Origin of the sequence: Bacillus sp. BML-BC051 (assembly GCF_019656175.1) — a bacterium.
Lineage (GTDB): Bacteria > Bacillota > Bacilli > Bacillales > Bacillaceae_G > Bacillus_A > Bacillus_A mobilis.
On record NZ_BPLI01000059.1, the window covers coordinates 12,106 to 37,270 of the forward strand.

Sequence of the window (25,165 nt, forward strand, 5' to 3'; positions counted from 1 at the left end):
TCTGAATGCACCTCCTTCTGATTAACCTTGTTTTTGTTTATGTTTAGGGTTTTCACAAATAACCATTACTTTTCCACGTCTACGAATAACTTTACATTTTTCGCAGATTGGTTTAACTGACGGTCTTACTTTCATGTCTCGAACCTCCTTAAAGATTACGGAGTGCTATATTATTTAAAACGGTACGTAATACGACCACGATTTAAATCGTACGGAGATAATTCTACCGTAACTTTGTCTCCTGGTAAAATACGAATGAAGTTCATACGGATTTTACCAGAAACGTGAGCCAATACGACATGCCCATTCTCTAATTCTACTTTGAACATAGCATTTGGCAACGTTTCAAGAACGGTACCTTCGACTTCAATTACATCATCTTTAGCCATTCAATAGTTCTCCCTTCTTCAAATCAGTAACATTTTACACTGCTCTGAAATCCCGGAGAGCCAGCTACTTATAAAGTGGTAAGGATTTCGTATCCTGCTTCTGTAAGAGCAATCGTGTGCTCAAAATGGGCACACCATTTACCATCTACCGTTACCACTGTCCAGTCATCAGATAGTGTTTTTACATATCGTCTTCCTTGATTCACCATCGGCTCAACACAGATGACCATTCCCGGCTTTAATCTAGGGCCTCTATTTGGTGGACCATAGTGCGGGATTTGAGGGTCCTCATGTAAGTCTTGCCCGATTCCGTGACCAACATACTCCCTAACGATCGAGAACCCATTCTCTTCAGCATGGGTTTGAACCGCATGTGAGATATTTGATAATCTTTCGCCTGGTTTTACTTGTTCTAGACCAAGATACAACGATTTTTCTGTGACATCAAGTAGCTTTTGAACAGATTCAGAAATGCTTCCAACTGGATACGTCCATGCAGAATCGCCATGGTACCCATTGTATTTCGCACCAATATCGATACTGATGATATCGCCCTCTTTGAGCTTGCGCTTCCCTGGAATTCCGTGTACAAGCTCTTCATTTACAGAAGCACAAATGCTCCCCGGAAATCCGTTGTATCCTTTAAAAGATGGCGTAGCACCATATTTTTGAATCGTCTTTTCCGCTATTTGATCGAGCTCTTTCGTTGTAATTCCTGGAGTAATGTGCTGTTTCAACTCTTGATGAGTTAAAGCAACAATCCTGCCAGCTTCTCGCATGATTTCTATCTCGCGAGGAGTTTTGCAGATTATCATTACGCTAAGCCTCCGATGAGAACATCGATATCAGCAAATACTTTATTGATATCTTGCTCACCATTAATGCTTTGTAGGTAACCAAGCTCCTCGTAGAAATCAAGCAAAGGTTTTGTTTGCTTAATATTTACATCTAAACGATTTGCTACAGTTTCTTCATTGTCATCAGAGCGTTGATATAATTCGCCACCACATTTATCGCACACGTCAGCTTTTGCTGGCGCATTGAATTCTAAGTGGTAAGTCGCACCGCACTCTTTACAAATGCGACGGCCTGTAAGGCGTTTTAATAACAACCCTGAATCCACATTAATGTTTAAAACATAGTCGATTTTTTTGCCAAGATCTTTCATAATCTCTTCAAGAGCTGATGCTTGTGCAACAGTTCGTGGGAAACCGTCTAGTAAGAAACCTCTTACGCAGTCTTCTTGACTTAAACGTTCACGAACGATTCCGATTGTAACTTCATCTGGAACAAGTGCACCTTTATCAATAAAAGATTTTGCTTGTAAACCCATTTCAGTTTCAGCCTTCATAGCTGCACGGAACATATCTCCTGTTGAAATGTGAGGGATGTTATACTTGGCAACAATCTGTTCGGCTTGTGTACCTTTACCAGCACCAGGAAGCCCCATTAAAATTAAGTTCATCCTTGTTCCCCCTCAGAGTACATGAGCATGTAGGGAAGACAATTCTTCCCACTTACTCACTGCTTGATAAACCCTTTGTAATGGCGTTTTACCAGTTGGCTTTCTAGCTGCTTCATTGTTTCTAAAGCAACGCCGACAACGATTAACATACTCGTTCCACCAATCTGTGCAGATGGAGGAAGATTTCCCAGTTTCGTAAAGATAACTGGTAAGATTGCAATCGCTGCTAGGAAAATTGATCCTACAAAGGTCAAACGATACAAGATTTTTGTTAGATATTGTTCCGTATTCTTACCCGGACGAATACCTGGAACATATCCACCTTGTTTGTTTAGATTCTCTGACATTTGCTCTGGATTAACCTGAACAAACGCATAGAAATATGTGAAGGCTACAATGAGCGCAACATATATGATCATTCCCACTGGGTGAGAATAGTTAAAGTTTGCAATGATCCACTGCGATACATCATGATTCGGGAAGAACTGTGCAATAGTTGGAGGCGTAATTAAGAATGAAACAGCAAAAATGACTGGAATAACACCCGCACTATTTACCTTAAGCGGTAAATGTGTGTTTTGTGCTCCAGCATGATTCCCATTCCCTCCTGTTACACGCTTCGCATATTGAATTGGGATCTTTCTAACAGCCTGTTGAATGAAAATAACACCAACAATAACCGCTAGCACAGCTAGTAAGATCAATGCAACTTTAACGATACTCATGAACAATTGATCTCCGATATTTTGAAACTGTTGTTGATACACTTGAGATATAACACTTGGGATCGCTGCGGCAATACCTCCAAAGATAAGGATGGAAATACCATTACCTACACCTTTAGATGTAATCTGTTCGCCTAACCACATTAAAAATGCAGTACCAGCAGTCAGTACCGTAGCAATGTATAAATAAGTGCTCCAACCAGGATTCAAAATTAATTGCCCACCTACCATACCGTTAAAACCGATTGACATACCAAACCCCTGAATAAACGCAAGAACAATTGTAAAGTAACGCGTGAATTGCGTTAGTTTACGACGGCCCATTTCACCTTGCTTCGACCATTCCGAAAATTTAGGAACAACATCCATCTGCAATAATTGCACGATGATGGATGCTGTAATATACGGCATGATTCCCATCGCGAAGATGGAGAAGTTTTTCAAGGCGCCACCGCCAAATGTATTTAGGATACCTAAGGCATTTAATTGATCTTGTGCTTTCAGTACGTCTCCATTTGTAAATGGCACTGGGATAAACGTGCCAATCCTGAATACGATTAACATCGCTAAAGTGAATAATATTTTACGTCTTATCTCAGCAACGCGCATAAAGTTGGAGATTGTACGAAACATTAGATCACCTCAACTGATCCGCCAGCTGCTTCAATTGCTTCTTTAGCACTTGAAGAGAACTTGTGCGCTTTAACAGTTAATTTTTTCTCTACTGCGCCGCTTGCAAGAATTTTAACACCGTCGTTTAACTTGCTGATAACGCCAGTTTCCAGCAATAATTCAGGTGTTACTTCTGTACCATCTTCAAAACGATTTAACGTTGTTAAGTTTACAATAGCAAACTCTTTACGGTTAATGTTTGTGAAGCCGCGTTTTGGTAAACGACGGAATAATGGAGTTTGACCACCTTCGAAGCCAAGACGAACACCGCCACCAGAACGTGCGTTTTGTCCTTTATGACCTTTACCAGCAGTTTTACCGTTACCAGAACCGATACCACGACCGACACGGTTACGTACTTTACGAGAACCTTCTGCAGGTTTTAATTCATGAAGTTTCATTCCCAGGCACCTCCTTATATTAATGAGTTATCCTTAAGCTTCTTTTACAGTTATAAGGTGAGAAACTTTGTTGATCATACCAAGAATAGCAGGAGTTTCTTCCTTAACTACAGTTGAATTCAACTTTTTAAGACCTAAAGCTTCTACCGTCGCACGTTGATCTTGTGGACGACCAATTACACTACGAGTGAGGGTAATTTCTAACTTTTTCGCCATTTGTTTTCCCTCCTTAACCTAGTAGCTCTTCTACAGATTTACCGCGTAATTTTGCAACATCTTCAGCGCGCTTAAGTTCGCTTAATCCGTTCACAGTAGCGCGAATCATGTTGATTGGTGTGTTAGAACCAAGAGATTTCGAAAGAATATCTTGTACACCAGCTAATTCAAGTACCGCACGAACAGGTCCACCAGCAATAACACCAGTACCTTCAGCAGCAGGTTTTAAGAATACTTCACCAGCTCCAAAGTGACCGTTGATTGTGTGTGGAATTGTTGTACCAACTAATGGTACAGCGATTAAGTTTTTCTTAGCGTCTTCGATTGCTTTGCGGATTGCGTCTGGTACCTCTTGTGCTTTACCAGTACCGAATCCAACATGACCGTTTTTATCGCCAACTACAACTAGTGCAGCAAAGCGGAAACGACGACCACCCTTAACAACTTTCGCGACACGATTTATCGTAACTACACGTTCTTCAAGTTCTAATTTACTTGGGTCAATGCGATGCATCAATTTTCCCTCCTTTGACCATTAAAATTGTAATCCAGCCTCACGAGCAGCTTCAGCTAGAGCTTTAACACGGCCATGGTATAAGTAACCACCGCGATCGAATACTACTTCTTTAACGCCTTTCTCTACAGCACGCTTAGCAACTGATTCTCCTACTTTCGTAGCAGCTTCAGTATTGCTAGTACCGTTAAGAGCAAGGTCTTTATCAAGAGTAGATGCACTTACTAACGTTACACCATTCACATCATCAATAACTTGAGCGTAAATATGTTGGTTAGAACGGAACACGTTTAAACGTGGACGCTCTGCAGTACCAGTAAGTTTAGCACGTACACGTGCATGTCTTTTCTTACGAGTCGCATTTTTATCAGCTTTAGTGATCATTTTCTTGTCACTCCTTTCTCTCACCTAACGGGTTTACTTAGCAGTTTTACCTTCTTTACGACGAACAACTTCGCCTTCGTAACGAATACCTTTACCTTTATATGGCTCAGGAGCACGTACAGCACGGATGTTAGCAGCAAATTCGCCAACACGTTGCTTGTCGATACCTTTGATTACGATTTTAGTTGGTGCAGGTACTTCAACTTCAAGACCTGCTTCTGGAGTCATTTCTACTGGATGAGAATAACCTACGCTTAATACAAGTTTATCACCTTGTTTTTGAGCACGGTAACCAACACCGACTAATTCAAGTCCGCGTGCGAAACCTGCAGTTACACCTTCAACCATGTTTCCGATTAAAGCACGAGTTGTACCGTGTAATGCACGGTGGTCCTTCTGTTCAGATGGACGCTCAACTGTTAATGTATTCTCTTCAATTTTGATAAGCATATCAGCATTGAAAGTACGAGTTAATTCACCTTTAGGGCCTTTTACTGTTACAGTATTGTCTTCTGCAACTGTAATAGTAACACCTGCAGGGATTTCAAGAATCTTTTTACCAATACGAGACATGTGGTCACACCTCCGTTCGTTTTAAATATATATTACCAAACGTATGCTACTACTTCTCCACCAGTTTGTAATTGACGAGCGTCTTTGTCCGTCATTACTCCCTTAGATGTAGAAACAAGAGCGATACCTAATCCGTTAAGTACACGTGGTACTTCATCAGCTTTAGCGTAAACGCGTAAGCCAGGTTTACTGATACGTTTTAATCCAGTGATTACACGTTCATTGTTTGCACCATATTTCAGGAAAATACGAAGGATACCTTGTTTGTTATCCTCGATGTATTCTACATCACGAATGAAACCTTCACGTTTTAAAAGTTCAGCGATCTCTTTTTTGATTTTAGAAGCAGGAACCTCTAATTTCTCATGACGTACCATGTTCGCATTACGGATGCGAGTAAGCATGTCTGCAATTGGATCTGTCATCACCATGTGTTTTACCTCCTTCCCATTTGTGGGTTTTACCAACTAGCTTTTTTAACACCAGGAATTTGACCTTTATATGCAAGTTCACGGAAACAAATACGGCAAAGCTTAAATTTGCGGTATACAGAATGCGGACGACCGCAGCGTTCGCAACGTGTATACTCTTGTACTTTAAACTTAGGAGTACGCTTTTGTTTCGCTATCATAGATTTTTTAGCCACGTTTTCGCCTCCTCTACTTAGCGTTGGCTTCCATTATTTTTGGAATGGCATACCGAATTGTGTTAACAGTTCACGAGCTTCTTCATCAGTTTTCGCTGTAGTAACGATTACGATGTCCATACCGCGGACTTTGCTTACTTTATCATAATCAATCTCAGGGAAGATAAGTTGCTCTTTAACACCTAATGTGTAGTTCCCACGACCATCGAATGATTTCTTAGAAACACCACGGAAATCACGTACACGTGGTAAAGAAACTGATACTAATTTGTCGAAGAATTCATACATTTGCTCGCCGCGTAAAGTTACTTTCGCACCGATTGGCATACCTTCACGAAGACGGAAACCAGCGATTGATTTTTTAGCACGAGTTACAACAGGTTTTTGACCTGCGATTTGTGTTAATTCTTCTACTGCATTGTCTAAAGCTTTTGAGTTAGATACCGCGTCACCAACACCAGTGTTGATTACGATCTTTTCGATTTTCGGTACTTCCATCACAGATTTATAGTTAAACTTGCTCACTAGAGCAGGAGTAATTTCCTTTTGGAACTTCTCTTTAAGGCGATTCAATGAAGTGACCTCCTTTCTTAAGAAAATTATTTATCTAATAATTCACCAGATTTTTTTGCAATACGAACTTTTTTACCATCTTCTACTTTGAAGCCTACGCGAGTAGGTTCACCTGTTTTAGGATCTAAAACCATAACGTTAGAAACGTGAATAGGTGCTTCTTTAGTAATAATTCCACCTTGTGGATTTAATTGAGATGGCTTAGAGTGTTTTTTAACGATGTTAACACCCTCAACGATAACACGGTTTTGCTTTGGGAAAGCCACAAGGATAACGCCTTGTTTTCCTTTGTCTTTACCAGTGATTACCTGTACTTTATCACCTTTTTTTACATGCATCTTAATTCTGCACCTCCTTAGCAAGGCAATACCTTAAATTATAGAACTTCTGGAGCTAAAGAAACGATCTTCATGAAGTTGCTATCACGTAATTCACGAGCTACTGGTCCGAAGATACGAGTACCACGTGGGCTCTTATCGTCTTTAATGATAACCGCTGCGTTTTCATCAAATTTGATGTAAGAACCGTCCGGACGACGAGCTCCGCTCTTCGTACGTACTACTACTGCTTTAACAACGTCACCTTTTTTAACAACGCCACCTGGTGTTGCTTGTTTTACCGTAGCAACGATAATATCACCGATGTTAGCATATTTACGACCAGAGCCGCCTAATACTTTAATTGTTAAAAGTTCACGTGCACCAGAGTTGTCAGCAACTTTCAAACGAGATTCTTGTTGGATCATCTTATGAAACCTCCCTTCGGACTAAAAATTCCGATTCATCTATTTAGATAATAACCGCTTCTTCAACGATTTCAACTAAACGGAAACGCTTAGTAGCAGAAAGCGGGCGAGTTTCCATGATTTTAACGATATCGCCAAGTTTCGCTTGGTTTTGCTCATCATGGGCTTTGTACTTCTTAGAATACTTAACACGCTTTCCGTACAAGGAATGAGTTTTGTAAGTTTCAACTAAAACTGTAATCGTTTTGTCCATTTTGTCAGACACAACACGACCAGTATAAACTTTGCGTTGGTTACGTTCGCTCACTATGCAAACCTCCCCTCAATTTATCGATTAATTCCGATCTCTCTTTCACGAACTACAGTTTTCATACGAGCAATTGCTTTACGCACTTCACGAATGCGAGTTGGATTCTCTAATTGTCCTGTAGCAAGTTGGAAGCGAAGATTGAACAATTCTTCCTTTAAAGCTTTAACTTTTGTTTCGATTTCGGCAGTGGTTAATTCACGAATATCATTAGTTTTCATTAGATTCACCACCATTTTCTTCACGTTTTACGAATTTACATTTCACAGGTAACTTGTGAGCTGCAAGACGTAATGCTTCGCGTGCTACCTCTTCAGATACACCCGCGATTTCGAACATAATTTTCCCAGGTTTTACTACTGCTACCCAGCCTTCTGGTGCCCCTTTACCGGAACCCATACGTACTTCTAGAGGTTTTGCAGTGTAAGGTTTAGAAGGGAAAATTTTAATCCATACTTTACCGCCACGTTTCATGTAACGAGTCATTGCACGACGAGCAGCTTCGATTTGACGGTTTGTAATCCATGAAGCAGCTTGTGCTTGTAAACCGAATTCACCGAAAGCAATTTCAGTTCCACCTTTTGCACGACCACGCATTTTACCACGATGCTCTCTACGATATTTTACGCGTTTTGGCATTAACATATTATTTTCCTCCTTCCTCAGAAGCTTTCTTTTTTGTAGGAAGGACTTCTCCACGGTAGATCCATACTTTTACGCCTAATTTACCGTATGTTGTATCAGCTTCAACTGCTGCATAGTCAATATCAGCGCGAAGTGTATGAAGTGGAACAGTTCCTTCACTGTAAGATTCTGCACGAGCGATATCAGCTCCGCCAAGACGACCAGAAACCTGTGTTTTAATACCTTTAGCACCTGCACGCATAGCACGTTGAATAACTTGCTTTTGTGCACGACGGAATGATACACGGTTTTCTAATTGACGAGCAATGTTTTCGCCTACTAATTTAGCGTTAAGATCAGCTCTCTTAACTTCTAAAATGTTGATGTGTACACGCTTGCCTGTTAATTGGTTAAGAGCTTTACGAAGTGCTTCAACTTCAGTACCACCTTTACCAATTACCATACCAGGTTTTGCAGTGTGAATTGTAACATTTACACGATTTGCTGCACGTTCGATTTCTACTTTAGCAACAGCAGAATCTTTTAAGCGTACAGTAATGTACTCACGGATTTTGATGTCTTCATGTAATAATGTAGCATAATCTTTCTCTGCGAACCAACGAGATTCCCAGTCACGGATAACGCCGACACGAAGACCAATTGGATTAACCTTTTGACCCATCGATTATCCCTCCTTCTTTTCTGATACCACAACTGTGATGTGGCTTGTGCGTTTGTTAATTTGGCTTGCACGACCCATTGCACGTGGACGGAAACGTTTCAACGTTGGACCTTCGTCAACGAAAACTTTTTCAACAACTAGGTTGTTAATATCCATCTCATAATTGTGCTCTGCATTTGCGATTGCAGATTTTAAAACTTTCTCTACAACTGGAGAAGCAGTTTTTGGTGTGTGGTTAAGGATAGCAATCGCTTCACCCACTTGCTTACCTCGGATTAAGTCTACTACTAAACGAACTTTACGAGGAGCAATACGAACTGTTCTCGCTACTGCTTTAGCTTGCATTGAAGTGCCTCCTCTCATTATCTTCTAGTTTTCTTATCGTCAGCAAGGTGACCTTTATACGTACGAGTTGGTGCGAATTCACCTAACTTATGGCCAACCATATCCTCAGTGATGTACACAGGTACGTGTTTACGACCATCATATACAGCGATTGTGTGTCCGATGAACTGAGGGAAGATTGTTGAACGGCGAGACCAAGTTTTAACAACTTGTTTTTGCTCAGATGCAACTAATTTTTCCATTTTGCTCATTAAGTGATCATCGACAAATGGTCCTTTTTTTAAGCTACGAGCCATTTTGGTGCCTCCCTTCGTGATTGGCGTACGGTTCTAGAAATGAACCGTACTACAATCCCATTATTTTTTACGACGACGAACGATGAATTTGTCAGACGCTTTGTTTTTCTTACGAGTCTTGAATCCAAGAGTTGGTTTACCCCATGGAGACATTGGAGACTTACGTCCGATTGGAGAACGTCCTTCACCACCACCGTGTGGGTGATCAACCGGGTTCATTACAGAACCACGAACTGTTGGGCGTTTACCTAACCAGCGAGAGCGACCTGCTTTACCGATCTTGATAAGTTCGTGTTGTTCGTTACCTACTTGACCGATTGAAGCGCGACAAGCAGATAATACAAGACGTACTTCACCAGAAGTTAAACGTACAAGTACGTATTTACCTTCTTTACCAAGTACTTGAGCAGATGTACCAGCAGAACGAACTAATTGTCCGCCACGACCAGGCTTAAGCTCGATGTTATGAACAACAGTACCTACTGGAATGTTGATTAATGGTAATGCGTTACCGATTTTGATGTCAGCTTCTGGGCCAGACATAACTTCCATACCTACTTCTAAGTTCTTAGGAGCAAGAATGTAACGTTTTTCACCGTCAACGTAGTTAATTAATGCGATATTCGCAGAGCGGTTTGGATCGTATTCGATCGTAGCAACGCGTCCTGGAATTCCATCTTTGTTACGCTTAAAGTCGATGATACGGTATTGACGCTTATGTCCGCCACCTTGATGACGTACAGTAATTTTACCTTGGTTATTACGACCAGCTTTCTTGCTTAAAGGAGCAAGTAATGACTTTTCTGGTCTGTCAGTCGTGATTTCAGCGAAATCATTCGTAGTCATATTACGACGACCGTTAGTAGTTGGATTATACTTTTTAATTCCCATCTCAATTTCCCTCCTTCTTTAGTAAGAATTAAACGCCTTGGAAGATTTCGATTTCTTTGCTGTCAGCAGTTAGCTTAACGATTGCTTTACGACGACGGCTAGTAAAACCAGCGTGACGACCAACGCGTTTTGCTTTCGGCTTGTAGTTCATGATGTTCACTTTTTCTACTTTAACACCAAAGATCGCTTCAAGAGCATCTTTAACTTCTGTTTTATTAGATTTAACGTCCACATCGAACGTGTATTTTTTTTCAGCCATCATTTCCATAGAACGTTCAGTGATAACTGGGCGCTTAATGATATCACGAGGATCTCTCATTATGCAAGCACCTCCTCTACTTTTTCCACTGCCGCTTTTGTCATGATTAGCTTATCATGATGAAGCACGTCTAAAACGTTTACGCCATCAGCAGTGATTACTGTTACTCCAGGGATATTGCGAGCAGATAACTCTACAGATTCGTTTGCATCAGCAGTTACGATAAGAGCTTTCTTCTCAACAGTTAATCCTTTAAGTACTGCTAGCATGTCTTTTGTTTTTGGTGCATTTAACACTAGGTCTTCAAGAACTACAATGTTGTTCTCAACTACTTTAGTAGCTAATGCAGATTTGATTGCTAAACGACGCACCTTCTTAGGAAGTTTGTACGCATAGCTTCTTGGTGTAGGTCCGAATACCGTACCACCACCACGCCATTGAGGAGAGCGGATAGACCCTTGACGAGCACGTCCAGTTCCTTTTTGACGCCATGGTTTACGACCACCACCACGAACTTCAGAACGAGTTTTTACTTTGTGTGTACCTTGACGTAAAGATGCACGTTGCATCATTACAGCTTCGAAAAGTACAGCTTCATTTGGTTCGATACCGAAAATAGCTTCAGCTAATTCGATTTCACCAACCTGTGAACCAGTTTGGTTATATACAGTAACTTTTGGCATTGGAATTCCTCCTTCCTATGTGAATTATTTGCTAACCTTCACAGCGCCTTGAACAACTACAAGAGATTTCTTAGCACCTGGAACGTTACCTTTTACTAGTAATAAGTTGCGCTCAGTGTCAACTTGAACGATTTCTAAGTTTTGGATAGTAACTTGGTCTCCACCCATACGTCCAGCAAGTTTTTTACCTTTGAATACACGGTTCGGAGCAACTGGGCCCATTGAACCTGGACGACGGTGATAGCGAGAACCATGAGACATAGGTCCGCGAGATTGTCCGTGGCGTTTGATAACACCTTGGAAACCTTTACCTTTAGAAATTCCTGTTACGTCAACGATTTCACCTGCAGCGAAAACTTCAACTTTTACCTCTTGACCAACCTCTAATCCGTCCACGTCTGCATCGCGGATTTCGCGAATGAAGCGCTTAGGAGTTGTAGATGCTTTAGCAGTGTGGCCTTGTTCAGGTTTGTTAGTTAACTTTTCACGTTTATCTTCAAATCCTAACTGGATTGCATTGTAGCCATCAGTTTCAGTTGTTTTCTTTTGAAGAACAACGTTTGGATTAGCAGCGATAACTGTTACTGGGATTAACTCACCGTTCTCAGCAAATACTTGAGTCATACCGATCTTTCTTCCTAAGATTCCTTTGGTCATGAGTTACACCTCCTACATTTTTAAGTTATATGAATTATAGTTTGATTTCGATATCTACACCAGACGGTAAGTCTAAACGCATTAATGAATCTACTGTTTGTGGAGTAGGACTCACGATATCGATTAAACGTTTGTGTGTGCGCATTTCGAATTGCTCACGAGAATCTTTGTACTTATGAACAGCACGAAGAATTGTGTAAATAGTCTTCTCAGTTGGTAATGGGATCGGACCAGAAACTGTTGCCCCAGAACGCTTAGCTGTTTCTACAATTTTCTCAGCTGATTGATCAAGAATACGGTGATCATAAGCTTTTAAACGGATACGAATTTTTTCTTTTGCCATTATTTTCCCTCCTTCGTTCGCCTATTTCTAAAATAGACCTTCTCCATGGAAATTTCCCCACACCATGCCATGGCAAAGCGGCCGGGTGTGTCAGCAACCTTCCACTTCATCGCAGTCAAAGACCAACATTGTCTATTATACAATGTTATTCGTCTAGATGCAAGCATCTTTTTGTTTGCATCTGCTTTTCTCTACTTTTGCTATTATACATGGCACTTTAAAGAATTTCAAGTTTTCATCTAACAGAATTCATTTTACAGTTTCTGGATTTTAGTTTTGCTGATTTCATATTACTATAGAAGAAACTCGTCAAAACATAAAAATAAAATTTCATTCATTATATAACTACAAACAAAAAACCCAAGGGAAGATCCCTTGGGTTTTTTTATATCAGTTAAGATTACTCAACGATAGTTGCAACTACACCGTAACCTACTGTACGTCCACCTTCACGAATAGAGAATTTAGTTCCCTCTTCGATAGCGATTGGAGCGATAAGTTCGATAGTCATTTCGATGTTGTCACCAGGCATTACCATTTCAGTACCTTCTGGTAATTGGATGATACCAGTTACGTCAGTTGTACGGAAGTAGAACTGAGGACGGTAGTTAGCGAAGAATGGAGTGTGACGTCCACCTTCTTCTTTAGATAATACGAAAACTTCAGCTTTGAATTTAGCGTGAGCTTTTACAGAGCCAGTTTTAGCAAGAACTTGTCCACGTTGGATGTCTTCACGAGCAACCCCACGAAGTAAAGCACCGATGTTGTCTCCAGCTTGAGCTTGGTCAAGAAGTTTACGGAACATCTCTACACCAGTTACAGTTGTAGAAGCATTTTCTTCAGCAAGACCGATGATTTCTACTACGTCACCAACTTTAACGATTCCGCGCTCTACACGACCAGTTGCAACTGTACCACGACCTGTGATAGAGAATACATCCTCGATAGGCATTAAGAATGGTTTGTCAGTTTCACGTTCTGGAGTTGGGATGTAAGCATCAACTTCAGTCATTAATTCAATGATTTTTGCTTCCCAATCAGCTTCTCCTTGAAGAGCTTTAAGAGCAGAACCTTTGATTACAGGAATGTCGTCGCCTGGGAATCCGTATTCAGATAATAGGTCACGAACTTCCATTTCTACTAATTCTAATAATTCTTCGTCGTCTACCATGTCGCATTTGTTTAAGAATACAACGATGTAAGGAACACCTACTTGACGAGAAAGAAGGATGTGCTCACGTGTTTGAGGCATTGGGCCATCAGCAGCAGATACTACTAAGATACCGCCGTCCATTTGAGCAGCACCAGTGATCATGTTTTTAACATAGTCAGCGTGACCTGGGCAGTCAACGTGTGCATAGTGACGAGTTTCAGTTTCGTACTCAACGTGTGCAGTTGAGATTGTGATTCCGCGCTCTCTTTCTTCTGGAGCAGCGTCGATTTGATCGTATCCGCGTGCTTCAGCACCACCAGCTTTTGCAAGAACTGTAGTGATCGCAGCAGTTAATGTAGTTTTACCATGGTCAACGTGGCCGATTGTACCGATGTTAACATGGGGTTTAGAACGTTCGAATTTAGCTTTAGCCATTCTAAATTCCTCCTTAGTTTATATAGGTTATTTTATATTTAGTCTAGAAAGTGAAACTTACGTCCCACTTTCTAAGCTTACATAAGTAGTTATACTTGAACAATCGATAAAAATCAATTATTCACCTTTATTTTTTTTGATAATTTCTTCAGAAACAGACTTTGGTACCTCTTCATAGTGATCAAACACCATAGAGAATGTTCCGCGTCCTTGAGTGTTAGAACGTAATGACGTTGCATAACCGAACATTTCAGAAAGTGGAACCATAGCGCGAACAACTTGAGCGTTACCGCGAGCTTCCATACCTTCTACACGTCCACGACGAGATGTTACGTCACCCATAATGTCACCCATGTACTCTTCAGGAATTACAACTTCAACTTTCATCATTGGCTCAAGAATTACTGGGCTACATTTAGAAACCGCAGCTTTAAGTGCCATAGATGCAGCGATTTTGAACGCCATCTCAGATGAATCGACATCATGGTAAGATCCGTCAACTAATGCAGCTTTAATGTCAACTAGTGGATAACCAGCTAGTACACCATTTTTAAGTGCATCTTCAAGACCTGCTCCAACAGCTGGGATGTATTCACGAGGAACTACACCACCGACGATCTTGTTTTCGAATTCGAATCCTTTACCTTCTTCGTTAGGTTCAAACTCAATCCAAACGTGTCCGAATTGTCCACGTCCACCAGATTGACGAGCGAACTTACCTTCAACTTTCGCAGCAGCGCGGAAAGTCTCACGGTATGCTACCTGAGGAGCACCAACGTTTGCTTCAACTTTGAATTCACGGCGCATACGGTCAACGATGATATCAAGGTGAAGTTCACCCATACCAGCGATGATTGTTTGGCCAGTTTCTTGGTCAGTGTGAGCACGGAATGTTGGATCTTCTTCAGAAAGCTTAGATAATGCTGTACCCATTTTATCTTGGTCAGCTTTTGATTTTGGTTCGATAGCTACAGAGATAACTGGCTCTGGGAATTCCATAGACTCAAGGATAACAAGGCTCTTCTCGTCACAAAGAGTATCACCAGTAGTAGTATCTTTTAAACCTACAGCAGCAGCGATATCACCAGCGTAAACTGTTGAGATCTCTTCACGGCTGTTAGCGTGCATTTGTAGGATACGACCTACACGCTCACGCTTACCTTTAGTTGAGTTTTTCACGTATGATCCAGAGTTTAACACACCAGAATACACACGGAAGAACGTTAACTTACCAACATAAGGGTCAGTCATGATTTTGAATGCTAAAGCTGCGAATGGTTCTTCATCGCTAGACTTACGTTCGATTTCTTCATCTGTATCCGGAAGAGTACCTTTAATTGCAGGTACGTCTAATGGAGATGGTAGGTAATCGATAACTGCGTCTAACAGAATTTGAACACCTTTATTTTTGAATGCAGAACCACAGATTACTGGGAAGAATTCTACAGAAGTTGTAGCCTTACGGATACCAGCTTTAAGCTCTTCTACAGTGATTTCTTCACCTTCTAGGTACTTCATCATCATTTCTTCATCAAGCTCAGCTACCGCTTCAATAAGCTTTCCACGATATTCTGCAGCTAATTCTTTGTGCTCTTCAGGAATTTCAACACGTTGAATGTCTGTTCCTAAATCGTTACCGTACATGTAAGCACATTCTTCAACAAGGTCAATGATACCATTGAACTCATCTTCAGCACCGATTGGTAACTGAATTGGGTGTGCGTTTGCTTGTAAACGATCGTGGATTGTTCCTACAGAGTATAAGAAATCCGCACCGATTTTATCCATTTTGTTAACGAATACGATACGAGGTACGCCGTAAGTAGTAGCCTGACGCCAAACAGTTTCTGTTTGTGGTTCTACACCAGATTGTGCATCAAGTACTGCTACCGCGCCATCAAGTACGCGTAAAGAACGTTCTACTTCTACTGTGAAGTCTACGTGACCTGGAGTGTCAATGATGTTTACACGGTGACCTTTCCATTGTGCTGTAGTTGCAGCAGAAGTAATTGTGATACCACGCTCTTGCTCTTGCTCCATCCAGTCCATCTGAGATGCACCTTCGTGAGTTTCACCGATTTTATGAATACGTCCTGTGTAATACAGAATACGCTCAGTTGCTGTTGTTTTACCAGCATCGATGTGAGCCATGATACCAATATTACGAGTGTTTTCTAAAGAGAACTCTCTTGCCATTTGGTGTCTTGCTCCTTCCATATATGGATTGGATTTTTTTATTTTAAGTAGCAAAAAAGCCACTTTATATTGTTACACATGTCAGTATGTCCAGTACCCTCATTATGTAAAACGAGCGCCCAACGAAAGGGAGAGGCATTCTCCCTCTCCACACTTCCATAAGCGACAAATAAAGCGGTTTATGCTTACATTTATTTTACGTTGAATCCTACCAACGGTAATGAGCAAATGCTTTGTTAGCTTCTGCCATTTTATGAGTGTCTTCACGTTTCTTAACAGATGCACCAGCGTTGTTAGCTGCATCTAAGATTTCGTAAGCTAGACGCTCTTCCATAGTTTTTTCACCACGAAGACGAGCATAGTTTACTAACCAGCGAAGACCTAAAGTTGTACGGCGTTCTGGACGAACCTCAACTGGAACTTGGTAGTTAGCACCACCAACACGACGAGCACGTACTTCAAGAACAGGCATGATGTTCTTAAGAGCTTGCTCGAATACTTCCATAGGGTCTTTCTCTGAACGTTCACGAACGATATCGAAAGCGTTATAAAGAATTGTTTGAGATTTACCTTTTTTACCGTCAACCATCATTTTGTTGATAAGGCGTGTTACTAGCTTAGATTTGTACATTGGATCTGGTAACACGTCACGTTTCGCAACAGGTCCTTTACGAGGCATATTGAGTTCCTCCTTTCATTTTAAAGTTATTATTTTTTAGCAGGTTTTGGTCGCTTAGTACCATATTTAGAACGTCCTTGCATACGTTTGTCAACACCAGCTGTATCAAGCGCACCACGAACGATGTGGTAACGTACCCCTGGTAAATCCTTTACTCGACCACCGCGAATTAATACTACGCTATGCTCTTGTAGGTTATGACCGATACCTGGGATGTAAGCTGTAACTTCAATACCATTTGTTAAACGTACACGAGCGTATTTACGTAACGCTGAGTTCGGTTTCTTCGGAGTCATTGTACCAACACGAGTACATACACCACGTTTTTGAGGTGCAGAGATATCAGTTGATTTTTTCTTTAAAGAGTTAAAACCTTTGTTTAACGCAGGTGATTTAGACTTCCATACTTTATCAGTACGACCATTTCTCACTAATTGGTTAATAGTAGGCATTTGATTATCCTCCCTTCGCATGTTTGTATGACCACATATCCAGGTGGTTCATTATTAGTTGAAAACAAAGTTTTTGCAAGGAAGAGCAAATGCTCTCTCCTCACAAAAACAGTTTTAACTTATTATTCCTATTGCTGAAGCTCCCACTTGAATCCCCGAAACTTTTCCAAGCTTACGAACTGATTCAACTTTTGTTATGGGTATGTTATGTTGCAAAGCAGTGCGAATGATCATATGGGTTAACCGCATATCAGCATCTTCCGCAATAACAACTTCTTTAACTATACCATTTTTGATTGCCTCCAATGTACGTTTATGACCAACGACTACATTTTCAGCATTTGACACTTTTTGATAAGACATATAAATATCCTCCAAAGCATCATTCAGGAGCAACCTTGATTATAGTAACATTTTGATTCATACAATGTCAACTAGGATTAGCTGTTTTTATACAAAATTTACGACGGAAAATTTTACTGTTCCACATAAACTTCATCGTTTTCTACATTCATGTCACCTTGTGTTGTTTTTACAAGGTCCACTTTGCGATAACGATTCATACCTGTTCCAGCAGGAACAAGTTTACCGATAATAACATTTTCTTTCAATCCTAGAAGTTCATCGCGTTTACCCTTAATTGCTGCATCAGTTAAGACACGTGTCGTTTCTTGGAACGATGCTGCAGATAAGAATGAATCAGTTTCAAGCGAAGCTTTTGTAATACCAAGTAGAACAGGTCTAGCTGTTGCTGGTTGTTTACCTTTCAGTAACACCTTCGCATTCGCATCAGTAAACTGATGAATATCTAGTAATGTTCCTGGTAATACATCTGTTTCACCCGCATCACTTACACGAACTTTACGTAACATTTGACGTACCATTACTTCTACGTGTTTGTCGCCAATTTCTACCCCTTGCATACGGTATACTTTTTGAACTTCACGTAATAAGTATTCTTGAACCGCCGTAATGTCCGTTACTTTTAGTAATTCTTTCGGATCAATAGAACCTTCTGTTAACTCTTTACCGTGGCTAATTGGCTGTCCTGGAGTTACTTTCAGACGCGCACCGTAAGGAATAGCATACGTACGAGCTTCAACTTCACCCTGTACAACTACTTCTTGGCGATCTTTAACATCGTTGATCGCTGCGATAACACCATCGATTTCACTGATAACTGCCTGACCTTTCGGGTTACGAGCTTCGAAGATCTCTTGGATACGAGGTAAACCTTGAGTGATATCATCTCCGGCAACCCCACCTGTATGGAACGTACGCATCGTTAACTGTGTACCTGGCTCACCGATAGATTGAGCTGCGATAATACCTACCGCTTCTCCTACTTCTACGTCTGTACCAGTTGCTAAGTTACGACCGTAACACTTCTTACATACACCATGGCGAGTGTTACACGTGAATGCTGAACGAATGTTTACAGTTTCAACACCCGAATTTTCAACGATATGAGCGATATCTTCAGTAATTAGTTGGTTTTCACTAACTAATACTTCACCTGTTTCAGGATGTTTTACAGTTTTTCTTGCAAAACGTCCAACAAGACGATCATATAATGACTCAATTACTTCATTACCCTCTTTAATCGCACCAATTAATAGACCACGATCTGTTCCACAATCATCTTCACGGACAATTACATCTTGTGCAACGTCTACAAGACGACGTGTTAAGTAACCAGAATCGGCAGTTTTAAGTGCTGTATCGGCAAGACCTTTACGCGCACCATGCGTAGAGATGAAGTACTCAAGTACTGTTAAACCTTCACGGAAACTTGATTTAATTGGAAGTTCGATAATACGACCAGATGGATTGGCCATCAGACCACGCATACCAGCAAGCTGAGTAAAGTTCGATGCGTTACCACGGGCACCGGAATCACTCATCATGAAGATTGGATTGCGTTTATTCAAGGATTTCATCAGTTTTCCTTGGATAACATCTTTTGCATTACTCCAAATAGAGATAACGCGATCGTAACGTTCTTCTTCTGTGATTAAACCGCGACGGAATTGTTTAATTACATTATCTACTTTTGCTTGTGCTTCATGGAGAATTTCATCTTTTTCGCCTAATACAAGAATGTCAGATACCCCAACTGTGATACCAGCTTTTGTAGAGTACTTAAATCCTAAGTTTTTCATGCGGTCAAGCATGCGAGATGTTTCCGTAATTTGGAAACGTTTGAATACTTCCGCAATGATGTTACCAAGGATCTTCTTGCTAAATGGCGCCACTTCTTCGCGACTAGCAATAATTTCTTTAATGTTCGCACCTTTTTCAACGAAATACTCCGCTGGTGTTTCTTTTTCAAGGTTTGAGTTTGTCGGTTCATTAATATAAGGGAACGACTCTGGTAAGATTTCGTTAAATATTAATTTACCAACTGTTGTTAATAGAAGCTTACCTTTTTGCTCTTCAGTAAATGTTACGTTATTTACTGAACTTGCAGCAACTGCAACACGTGTGTGCAGATGTACATATCCATTTTGGTATGCAAGTATTGCTTCGTTTGCATCTTTGAAGACCATACCTTCACCGATCGCGCCTTCACGCTCAAGAGTTAAGTAGTAGTTACCTAATACCATATCCTGAGATGGAGTAACAACTGGTTTTCCGTCTTTTGGATTCAAGATGTTTTGTGCCGCTAACATAAGAATACGAGCTTCTGCTTGTGCCTCTGATGATAACGGAACGTGAACCGCCATTTGGTCACCGTCAAAGTCCGCGTTGTATGCAGTACATACAAGTGGATGAAGACGAATTGCGCGACCTTCTACTAATGTAGGTTCAAACGCCTGGATACCAAGACGGTGAAGTGTTGGTGCGCGGTTTAGAAGTACTGGATGCTCTTTGATCACAGATTCTAAAACGTCCCAAACTTCAGGTTGTACACGCTCGATTTTACGTTTAGCACTCTTAATGTTGTGTGCTAAACCTTTTCCAACTAACTCTTTCATAACGAAAGGCTTAAACAATTCAAGCGCCATTTCTTTCGGTAATCCACATTGGTACATCTTTAAGTTCGGTCCTACAACGATTACAGAACGGCCAGAGTAGTCAACACGTTTACCTAATAAGTTTTGACGGAAACGTCCTTGTTTACCTTTAAGCATGTGAGATAGTGATTTTAATGGACGGTTACCCGGTCCAGTAACTGGACGGCCACGGCGACCATTATCGATTAATGCGTCTACAGCTTCTTGTAACATACGTTTTTCGTTTTGAACGATGATGCTTGGTGCACCTAAGTCCAATAGACGTTTTAAACGATTATTACGGTTAATTACACGACGGTATAAGTCGTTTAAGTCAGAAGTAGCAAAACGTCCACCATCCAACTGTACCATTGGGCGTAGTTCTGGTGGGATAACTGGAAGAACATCTAGGATCATCCAAGATGGGTGATTTCCAGAGTTACGGAATGCTTCTAATACTTCTAGACGTTTAATAGCACGAGTACGGCGTTGTCCTTGTGCTGTTTTTAATTCTTCTTTTAAGAAGTCTACTTCTTTATCTAAATCGATGTCTTGTAGTAGCTTTTTAATCGCTTCTGCACCCATAGCAGCTTGGAATGTGCTACCATATCGATCACGATATGCACGGTATTCTTTTTCAGAAAGTAATTGCTTCTTATCAAGTGGTGTATCTCCACTTTCTGTTACAACATAAGAAGCGAAATAAATTACTTCTTCAAGCGCGCGAGGGGACATGTCTAAGACAAGTCCCATGCGGCTCGGGATACCTTTGAAATACCAAATATGAGATACAGGAGCAGCTAATTCGATATGACCCATACGTTCACGACGAACTTTTGCACGCGTTACTTCAACGCCACATCGATCACAAACTACACCTTTATAACGTACACGTTTGTATTTTCCGCAATGACATTCCCAGTCCTTTTGTGGTCCGAAAATACGCTCACAGAACAAGCCATCTTTCTCAGGCTTTAACGTACGATAGTTAATTGTTTCTGGTTTCTTAACTTCACCGTATGACCAAGAACGAATCTTGTCAGGTGAAGCAAGTCCAATCTTCATATATTCAAAGTTATTTACATCTATCAAGGGGCCTACCTCCCTTTTAGTCTACAGGTTATCCCAATTATTCCTTAGTTGTCTCAACTTCGACATTCAATTTATCTGCTGATTGATGATCATCGTCATCTTCTGTATCACGCATTTCAATTTCTTTATCGTCGCTAGACATCATTTTAACGTCCATACCTAAACTTTGCAGCTCTTTAATCAATACTTTGAATGATTCAGGAACGCCTGGTTCTGGAACATTTTCGCCTTTAACAATTGCTTCATACGTCTTAACACGTCCAACAACATCATCAGACTTCACTGTTAAGATTTCTTGAAGAGTATAAGCAGCACCATAAGCTTCAAGTGCCCAAACCTCCATCTCACCGAAACGCTGTCCACCGAACTGAGCTTTACCTCCAAGAGGCTGCTGCGTTACAAGTGAGTATGGTCCAGTAGAACGAGCATGAAGTTTATCGTCAACCATGTGCGCAAGTTTGATCATATACATGACACCAACAGATACGCGGTTATCGAATGGTTCACCAGTACGTCCGTCATACAGGATTGTTTTCGCGTCATTTGCCATACCAGCTTCTTCAATAGTGCCCCAAACATCTTCCTCACGAGCACCATCGAATACTGGTGTTGCAATGTGAATGCCAAGGTATCTTGCTGCCATACCAAGATGAAGCTCTAATACCTGACCGATATTCATACGAGATGGTACCCCTAATGGGTTTAACATGATATCGATTGGCGTACCGTCTGGTAAGTAAGGCATATCTTCTTCTGGTAAAATACGAGAGATAACACCTTTGTTACCGTGACGTCCGGCCATCTTGTCACCTTCAGAAATTTTACGTTTTTGAACGATATATGCACGTACAAGTTGATTCACGCCTGGTGGCAATTCATCGCCATCTTCACGGTTGAATACTTTTACGTCCAAGATAATACCGCCACCACCGTGTGGTACACGTAGTGATGTATCACGTACTTCACGTGCTTTTTCTCCAAAGATAGCATGTAATAGACGTTCTTCAGCTGTTAATTCTGTTACACCTTTAGGTGTTACTTTACCAACAAGTAAATCTCCATCTTTTACTTCCGCACCAACGCGAATGATACCGCGCTCGTCAAGGTTGCGTAATGCATCTTCCCCAACGTTTGGAATGTCACGTGTAATTTCTTCTGGTCCAAGCTTCGTATCACGAGCTTCTGACTCATATTCTTCAATATGAATAGAAGTGTACACATCGTCTTTTACAAGGCGCTCACTCATAATGATCGCATCCTCGTAGTTATAACCGTCCCAAGTCATGAAGCCAACAAGCACGTTACGTCCAAGTGCTAGTTCACCTAATTCCATAGAAGGACCATCCGCAAGGATTTCACCTTTTACAACTTCATTTCCAACACTTACGATTGGGCGTTGGTTGTAGCAAGTTCCTTGGTTAGAACGAATGAATTTTTGCATTTTGTAGCGATCTAAGTCGCCTTTTACTGTTTGACCGTCAACTTCTACATAGCGACGTACCCAAACTTCACGTGCTTCTACGCGTTCAACAACACCAGGGTGTTTACAGATTACTGCAGCACCTGAGTCTTTTGCTGATACGTACTCCATACCTGTACCTACAATCGGAGATTCCGGATTCATTAACGGAACCGCCTGACGTTGCATGTTCGCTCCCATAAGTGCGCGGTTAGAGTCATCGTTTTCTAAGAACGGAATACAAGCTGTCGCTGCCGACACTACTTGTTTTGGAGATACATCCATGTAATCGATGCGTTCTTTATTTGTGACAATGTTTTCACCACGGAAACGAGCTACGATATCTTCACTAAGGAATTCTCCTTCTTCAGATAATTTCATATTCGCTTGGGCTACAACATAATTATCTTCTTCATCTGCAGTTAAGTAATCAACCTGCCCTGTTACAAGACCAGTTTCTGGATCAACACGACGGTATGGTGTTTCAATGAAACCAAACTCATTTACTTTCGCGAACGATGATAATGAGTTAATCAAACCGATGTTTGGTCCCTCTGGTGTTTCAATCGGACACATACGACCATAGTGAGAGTAGTGAACGTCACGCACTTCAAAGCCTGCGCGCTCACGCGTTAAACCACCGGGTCCTAATGCAGATAGTCTTCGTTTGTGAGTTAACTCTGCTAATGGGTTTGTTTGGTCCATGAACTGAGATAACTGAGAACTTCCGAAGAACTCTTTAATAGATGCAATAACAGGACGAATATTAATTAGTGCCTGTGGTGTAATTGCATTTGTATCCTGAATCGACATTCTCTCACGAACAACACGTTCCATACGAGAAAGACCGATACGGAATTGATTTTGTAATAGTTCTCCAACTGAACGCAGACGACGGTTTCCTAAATGGTCGATATCATCTGTATCCCCTACTTTGTATAGTAGGTTGAAGAAGTAACTGATAGAAGCAAGGATATCACCTGGTGTGATGTGTTTTACATCACGAGTAATATTCGCATTACCAATTACATTAATTACGCGTTCGCCTTCTGACTCAGGAGCATAAATCTTAATAGATTGCAGCTCAACATCGCCTTCTACCACTCCACCCATTGGTTTCGCTGTTTTGAATCCAATGTTTTTCTCTAAGTAAGGTAAAATGCGATCAAGTGTACGACGATCTAAGATTGTTCCTTCTGCCGCTAAAATTTCACCAGTTTCTGGATCCACTAATGTTTCAGCTAAGCGTTGGTTAAACAATCTGTTTTTAATGTGTAACTTCTTGTTGATCTTATAGCGACCTACATTTGCTAAATCGTAGCGCTTCGGATCGAAGAAACGAGACACAAGTAAGCTCTTTGCATTTTCTACTGTTGGTGGTTCACCAGGACGTAGACGCTCATAAATTTCAAGCAATGCTTTTTCTGTGCTATCTGTGTTGTCTTTTTCTAATGTGTTGCTTAAGTATTCGTTATCACCTAAAAGCTCGGTGATTTCTTGATCAGAGCCAAACCCTAATGCGCGTAACAAAACAGTTACAGGAAGTTTACGCGTACGGTCAATACGCACATATACAACATCCTTAGCATCTGTCTCATACTCTAACCAAGCTCCGCGGTTTGGAATTACAGTAGCAGTAAAACCACGTTTTCCGTTTTTATCCACTTTGCCACTATAGTATACGCTTGGAGAGCGAACTAACTGGGAAACGATAACACGTTCTGCACCGTTAATTACGAATGTTCCAGTCTCTGTCATGAGTGGGAAATCTCCCATGAACACATCTTGTTCTTTTACTTCACCAGTTTCCTTGTTGATTAGACGCACTTTTACACGAAGTGGTGCTGCATACGTCACATCACGCTCTTTGCATTCGTCTACAGAGTATTTAGGTTCACCTAAGCTGTAGTCGATAAATTCAAGCGATAGATTTCCCGTAAAGTCTTCAATCGGAGAAATGTCTTGGAACATTTCTCGCAAACCCTCATCAAGAAACCACTGATAAGAAGAGGTTTGAATTTCGATAAGATTTGGTAACTCTAATACTTCACTAATACGGGCATAACTTCTTCGTTGGCGGTGGCGTCCGTATTGAACTAGTTGACCTGTCAACTGCTTCACCCCTCAAATCATGAGTATTATAAATGCGCAAAAAAATTTGCGCAAAATCACAAATAAATACAACTACTGCTATTAGCGTAGTCTTTTTCTCTTAAAGATAAATACGTTGAGTCTTTCTACCTGCTCAAAAAAGAAAAATGGCTTCTATAAGAAAACCATCATTCTGTTTCATAATCTGCTGATTTTACTATC

At 40.9% G+C, this 25,165-nt stretch carries 33 protein-coding genes; all 33 read right to left on the reverse strand.

All coding sequences use genetic code 11. From position 1 onward, the window contains the following. Positions 1-21: 21 nt before the first annotated feature. Entirely contained in the window at positions 22-135 is a 114-nt protein-coding gene (gene rpmJ, locus K5S59_RS22330) for a 50S ribosomal protein L36 (RefSeq protein ID WP_000868344.1), read from the reverse strand. Between the two features lie 35 nt (positions 136-170). Next, positions 171-389, reverse strand: coding sequence for a translation initiation factor IF-1 (infA, locus tag K5S59_RS22335; protein ID WP_001029884.1), 219 nt, complete (start codon positions 387-389; stop codon positions 171-173). Positions 390-457: 68 nt separating this feature from the next. Beyond that, positions 458-1,204 (reverse strand): type I methionyl aminopeptidase, encoded by a 747-nt coding sequence (gene map / locus K5S59_RS22340; protein ID WP_000582541.1) that lies wholly within the window; start codon positions 1,202-1,204, stop codon positions 458-460. Continuing rightward, complete coding sequence (locus tag K5S59_RS22345) at positions 1,204-1,854, reverse strand: adenylate kinase (protein ID WP_001048992.1); 651 nt, start codon at positions 1,852-1,854, stop codon at positions 1,204-1,206. Before K5S59_RS22345 ends, map begins: the two co-directional genes overlap by 1 nt. Before the next feature lie 56 nt (positions 1,855-1,910). Further along, positions 1,911-3,212, reverse strand: a complete 1,302-nt coding sequence (gene secY / locus K5S59_RS22350) for a preprotein translocase subunit SecY (RefSeq protein ID WP_000490122.1) — start codon at positions 3,210-3,212, stop codon at positions 1,911-1,913. Next, on the reverse strand, positions 3,212-3,652 hold the full coding sequence (rplO, locus tag K5S59_RS22355; RefSeq protein ID WP_000766082.1) for a 50S ribosomal protein L15: 441 nt from the start codon (positions 3,650-3,652) through the stop codon (positions 3,212-3,214). Before rplO ends, secY begins: the two co-directional genes overlap by 1 nt. Positions 3,653-3,685: 33 nt before the next feature. Beyond that, on the reverse strand, positions 3,686-3,868 hold the full coding sequence (gene rpmD, locus K5S59_RS22360) for a 50S ribosomal protein L30 (protein ID WP_001085231.1): 183 nt from the start codon (positions 3,866-3,868) through the stop codon (positions 3,686-3,688). A gap of 13 nt (positions 3,869-3,881) precedes the next feature. Further along, positions 3,882-4,382: a 30S ribosomal protein S5 gene (gene rpsE / locus K5S59_RS22365; RefSeq protein WP_000554646.1), complete on the reverse strand. Its 501-nt coding sequence runs from the start codon at positions 4,380-4,382 to the stop codon at positions 3,882-3,884. Positions 4,383-4,403: 21 nt separating this feature from the next. Beyond that, positions 4,404-4,766 (reverse strand): 50S ribosomal protein L18, encoded by a 363-nt coding sequence (rplR, locus tag K5S59_RS22370; protein WP_000628818.1) that lies wholly within the window; start codon positions 4,764-4,766, stop codon positions 4,404-4,406. A gap of 33 nt (positions 4,767-4,799) precedes the next feature. Beyond that, positions 4,800-5,339 carry a 50S ribosomal protein L6 gene (gene rplF / locus K5S59_RS22375; RefSeq protein ID WP_000086555.1) on the reverse strand — a complete coding sequence of 180 codons (540 nt, stop codon included), beginning with the start codon at positions 5,337-5,339 and terminating at the stop codon, positions 4,800-4,802. Between the two features lie 32 nt (positions 5,340-5,371). Continuing rightward, complete coding sequence (gene rpsH, locus K5S59_RS22380) at positions 5,372-5,770, reverse strand: 30S ribosomal protein S8 (RefSeq protein ID WP_000245511.1); 399 nt, start codon at positions 5,768-5,770, stop codon at positions 5,372-5,374. 29 nt (positions 5,771-5,799) lie between these two features. Beyond that, positions 5,800-5,985, reverse strand: coding sequence for a 30S ribosomal protein S14 (rpsN, locus tag K5S59_RS22385; RefSeq protein WP_001085700.1), 186 nt, complete (start codon positions 5,983-5,985; stop codon positions 5,800-5,802). Between the two features lie 33 nt (positions 5,986-6,018). Beyond that, positions 6,019-6,558 (reverse strand): 50S ribosomal protein L5, encoded by a 540-nt coding sequence (gene rplE / locus K5S59_RS22390; protein ID WP_001080829.1) that lies wholly within the window; start codon positions 6,556-6,558, stop codon positions 6,019-6,021. A gap of 26 nt (positions 6,559-6,584) precedes the next feature. After that, positions 6,585-6,896 carry a 50S ribosomal protein L24 gene (gene rplX, locus K5S59_RS22395; protein WP_000558201.1) on the reverse strand — a complete coding sequence of 104 codons (312 nt, stop codon included), beginning with the start codon at positions 6,894-6,896 and terminating at the stop codon, positions 6,585-6,587. A gap of 38 nt (positions 6,897-6,934) precedes the next feature. Then, positions 6,935-7,303 carry a 50S ribosomal protein L14 gene (gene rplN / locus K5S59_RS22400; protein ID WP_000615912.1) on the reverse strand — a complete coding sequence of 123 codons (369 nt, stop codon included), beginning with the start codon at positions 7,301-7,303 and terminating at the stop codon, positions 6,935-6,937. 43 nt (positions 7,304-7,346) lie between these two features. Next, positions 7,347-7,610 carry a 30S ribosomal protein S17 gene (gene rpsQ, locus K5S59_RS22405; protein ID WP_000004106.1) on the reverse strand — a complete coding sequence of 88 codons (264 nt, stop codon included), beginning with the start codon at positions 7,608-7,610 and terminating at the stop codon, positions 7,347-7,349. A gap of 20 nt (positions 7,611-7,630) precedes the next feature. Then, complete coding sequence (gene rpmC, locus K5S59_RS22410) at positions 7,631-7,831, reverse strand: 50S ribosomal protein L29 (RefSeq protein WP_000855718.1); 201 nt, start codon at positions 7,829-7,831, stop codon at positions 7,631-7,633. Next, positions 7,821-8,255 carry a 50S ribosomal protein L16 gene (rplP, locus tag K5S59_RS22415; RefSeq protein WP_000928969.1) on the reverse strand — a complete coding sequence of 145 codons (435 nt, stop codon included), beginning with the start codon at positions 8,253-8,255 and terminating at the stop codon, positions 7,821-7,823. Before rplP ends, rpmC begins: the two co-directional genes overlap by 11 nt. 1 nt (position 8,256) lies before the next feature. Further along, positions 8,257-8,916 carry a 30S ribosomal protein S3 gene (rpsC, locus tag K5S59_RS22420; protein WP_000529958.1) on the reverse strand — a complete coding sequence of 220 codons (660 nt, stop codon included), beginning with the start codon at positions 8,914-8,916 and terminating at the stop codon, positions 8,257-8,259. A 3-nt stretch (positions 8,917-8,919) separates the two neighbouring features. Further along, positions 8,920-9,261, reverse strand: coding sequence for a 50S ribosomal protein L22 (gene rplV, locus K5S59_RS22425; protein ID WP_001148024.1), 342 nt, complete (start codon positions 9,259-9,261; stop codon positions 8,920-8,922). A gap of 17 nt (positions 9,262-9,278) precedes the next feature. Then, entirely contained in the window at positions 9,279-9,557 is a 279-nt protein-coding gene (gene rpsS, locus K5S59_RS22430) for a 30S ribosomal protein S19 (RefSeq protein WP_000124454.1), read from the reverse strand. 60 nt (positions 9,558-9,617) lie between these two features. Beyond that, on the reverse strand, positions 9,618-10,448 hold the full coding sequence (rplB, locus tag K5S59_RS22435; protein ID WP_000511582.1) for a 50S ribosomal protein L2: 831 nt from the start codon (positions 10,446-10,448) through the stop codon (positions 9,618-9,620). A 28-nt stretch (positions 10,449-10,476) separates the two neighbouring features. Then, entirely contained in the window at positions 10,477-10,767 is a 291-nt protein-coding gene (gene rplW / locus K5S59_RS22440) for a 50S ribosomal protein L23 (RefSeq protein WP_001205558.1), read from the reverse strand. Beyond that, positions 10,767-11,390, reverse strand: a complete 624-nt coding sequence (gene rplD / locus K5S59_RS22445; protein WP_001127258.1) for a 50S ribosomal protein L4 — start codon at positions 11,388-11,390, stop codon at positions 10,767-10,769. Before rplD ends, rplW begins: the two co-directional genes overlap by 1 nt. A gap of 24 nt (positions 11,391-11,414) precedes the next feature. Next, on the reverse strand, positions 11,415-12,047 hold the full coding sequence (rplC, locus tag K5S59_RS22450) for a 50S ribosomal protein L3 (protein WP_000160209.1): 633 nt from the start codon (positions 12,045-12,047) through the stop codon (positions 11,415-11,417). Positions 12,048-12,081: 34 nt separating this feature from the next. Beyond that, complete coding sequence (rpsJ, locus tag K5S59_RS22455) at positions 12,082-12,390, reverse strand: 30S ribosomal protein S10 (protein ID WP_001040595.1); 309 nt, start codon at positions 12,388-12,390, stop codon at positions 12,082-12,084. A 400-nt stretch (positions 12,391-12,790) separates the two neighbouring features. Continuing rightward, positions 12,791-13,978 carry an elongation factor Tu gene (gene tuf, locus K5S59_RS22460; protein ID WP_001029617.1) on the reverse strand — a complete coding sequence of 396 codons (1,188 nt, stop codon included), beginning with the start codon at positions 13,976-13,978 and terminating at the stop codon, positions 12,791-12,793. A gap of 117 nt (positions 13,979-14,095) precedes the next feature. Beyond that, positions 14,096-16,174: an elongation factor G gene (gene fusA / locus K5S59_RS22465; RefSeq protein WP_000090359.1), complete on the reverse strand. Its 2,079-nt coding sequence runs from the start codon at positions 16,172-16,174 to the stop codon at positions 14,096-14,098. Positions 16,175-16,382: 208 nt separating this feature from the next. Further along, positions 16,383-16,853, reverse strand: a complete 471-nt coding sequence (rpsG, locus tag K5S59_RS22470; protein ID WP_001137490.1) for a 30S ribosomal protein S7 — start codon at positions 16,851-16,853, stop codon at positions 16,383-16,385. Between the two features lie 29 nt (positions 16,854-16,882). Next, the gene (gene rpsL / locus K5S59_RS22475; protein ID WP_001142341.1) at positions 16,883-17,305 is read right to left on the reverse strand and encodes a 30S ribosomal protein S12; all 423 of its coding nucleotides are present in this window, start codon (positions 17,303-17,305) and stop codon (positions 16,883-16,885) included. Between the two features lie 114 nt (positions 17,306-17,419). Beyond that, complete coding sequence (locus K5S59_RS22480) at positions 17,420-17,668, reverse strand: 50S ribosomal protein L7ae-like protein (RefSeq protein WP_000121828.1); 249 nt, start codon at positions 17,666-17,668, stop codon at positions 17,420-17,422. 113 nt (positions 17,669-17,781) lie between these two features. Continuing rightward, on the reverse strand, positions 17,782-21,393 hold the full coding sequence (rpoC, locus tag K5S59_RS22485; RefSeq protein ID WP_000567949.1) for a DNA-directed RNA polymerase subunit beta': 3,612 nt from the start codon (positions 21,391-21,393) through the stop codon (positions 17,782-17,784). 37 nt (positions 21,394-21,430) lie between these two features. Continuing rightward, entirely contained in the window at positions 21,431-24,964 is a 3,534-nt protein-coding gene (gene rpoB, locus K5S59_RS22490; protein ID WP_000147556.1) for a DNA-directed RNA polymerase subunit beta, read from the reverse strand. Positions 24,965-25,165: the final 201 nt, after the last annotated feature.

Excerpts from the sequence above, each read along its gene's own strand:
- rpsS (WP_000124454.1), bottom strand. The coding sequence starts at position 9,557 with ATGGCTCGTAGCTTAAAAAAAGGACCATTTGTCGATGATCACTTAATG.
- tuf (WP_001029617.1), bottom strand. The coding sequence starts at position 13,978 with ATGGCTAAAGCTAAATTCGAACGTTCTAAACCCCATGTTAACATCGGT.
- secY (WP_000490122.1), bottom strand. The coding sequence starts at position 3,212 with ATGTTTCGTACAATCTCCAACTTTATGCGCGTTGCTGAGATAAGACGT.
- rpmC (WP_000855718.1), bottom strand. The coding sequence starts at position 7,831 with ATGAAAACTAATGATATTCGTGAATTAACCACTGCCGAAATCGAAACA.
- rplB (WP_000511582.1), bottom strand. The coding sequence starts at position 10,448 with ATGGGAATTAAAAAGTATAATCCAACTACTAACGGTCGTCGTAATATG.
- rplX (WP_000558201.1), bottom strand. The coding sequence starts at position 6,896 with ATGCATGTAAAAAAAGGTGATAAAGTACAGGTAATCACTGGTAAAGAC.
- rplF (WP_000086555.1), bottom strand. The coding sequence starts at position 5,339 with ATGTCTCGTATTGGTAAAAAGATTCTTGAAATCCCTGCAGGTGTTACT.
- map (WP_000582541.1), bottom strand. The coding sequence starts at position 1,204 with ATGATAATCTGCAAAACTCCTCGCGAGATAGAAATCATGCGAGAAGCT.
- infA (WP_001029884.1), bottom strand. The coding sequence starts at position 389 with ATGGCTAAAGATGATGTAATTGAAGTCGAAGGTACCGTTCTTGAAACG.
- rpmJ (WP_000868344.1), bottom strand. The coding sequence starts at position 135 with ATGAAAGTAAGACCGTCAGTTAAACCAATCTGCGAAAAATGTAAAGTT.
- rplO (WP_000766082.1), bottom strand. The coding sequence starts at position 3,652 with ATGAAACTTCATGAATTAAAACCTGCAGAAGGTTCTCGTAAAGTACGT.
- rplV (WP_001148024.1), bottom strand. The coding sequence starts at position 9,261 with ATGCAAGCTAAAGCAGTAGCGAGAACAGTTCGTATTGCTCCTCGTAAA.
- fusA (WP_000090359.1), bottom strand. The coding sequence starts at position 16,174 with ATGGCAAGAGAGTTCTCTTTAGAAAACACTCGTAATATTGGTATCATG.
- rplR (WP_000628818.1), bottom strand. The coding sequence starts at position 4,766 with ATGATCACTAAAGCTGATAAAAATGCGACTCGTAAGAAAAGACATGCA.
- rpsE (WP_000554646.1), bottom strand. The coding sequence starts at position 4,382 with ATGCATCGCATTGACCCAAGTAAATTAGAACTTGAAGAACGTGTAGTT.
- rplN (WP_000615912.1), bottom strand. The coding sequence starts at position 7,303 with ATGATCCAACAAGAATCTCGTTTGAAAGTTGCTGACAACTCTGGTGCA.
- rpsH (WP_000245511.1), bottom strand. The coding sequence starts at position 5,770 with ATGGTGATGACAGATCCAATTGCAGACATGCTTACTCGCATCCGTAAT.
- rplP (WP_000928969.1), bottom strand. The coding sequence starts at position 8,255 with ATGTTAATGCCAAAACGCGTAAAATATCGTAGAGAGCATCGTGGTAAA.
- rpsC (WP_000529958.1), bottom strand. The coding sequence starts at position 8,916 with ATGGGTCAAAAGGTTAATCCAATTGGTCTTCGTGTCGGCGTTATCCGT.
- K5S59_RS22345 (WP_001048992.1), bottom strand. The coding sequence starts at position 1,854 with ATGAACTTAATTTTAATGGGGCTTCCTGGTGCTGGTAAAGGTACACAA.
- rpmD (WP_001085231.1), bottom strand. The coding sequence starts at position 3,868 with ATGGCGAAAAAGTTAGAAATTACCCTCACTCGTAGTGTAATTGGTCGT.
- rpsJ (WP_001040595.1), bottom strand. The coding sequence starts at position 12,390 with ATGGCAAAAGAAAAAATTCGTATCCGTTTAAAAGCTTATGATCACCGT.
- rplC (WP_000160209.1), bottom strand. The coding sequence starts at position 12,047 with ATGACCAAAGGAATCTTAGGAAGAAAGATCGGTATGACTCAAGTATTT.
- rpsL (WP_001142341.1), bottom strand. The coding sequence starts at position 17,305 with ATGCCTACTATTAACCAATTAGTGAGAAATGGTCGTACTGATAAAGTA.
- rplW (WP_001205558.1), bottom strand. The coding sequence starts at position 10,767 with ATGAGAGATCCTCGTGATATCATTAAGCGCCCAGTTATCACTGAACGT.
- rpsG (WP_001137490.1), bottom strand. The coding sequence starts at position 16,853 with ATGCCTCGTAAAGGACCTGTTGCGAAACGTGACGTGTTACCAGATCCA.
- K5S59_RS22480 (WP_000121828.1), bottom strand. The coding sequence starts at position 17,668 with ATGTCTTATCAAAAAGTGTCAAATGCTGAAAATGTAGTCGTTGGTCAT.
- rplD (WP_001127258.1), bottom strand. The coding sequence starts at position 11,390 with ATGCCAAAAGTTACTGTATATAACCAAACTGGTTCACAGGTTGGTGAA.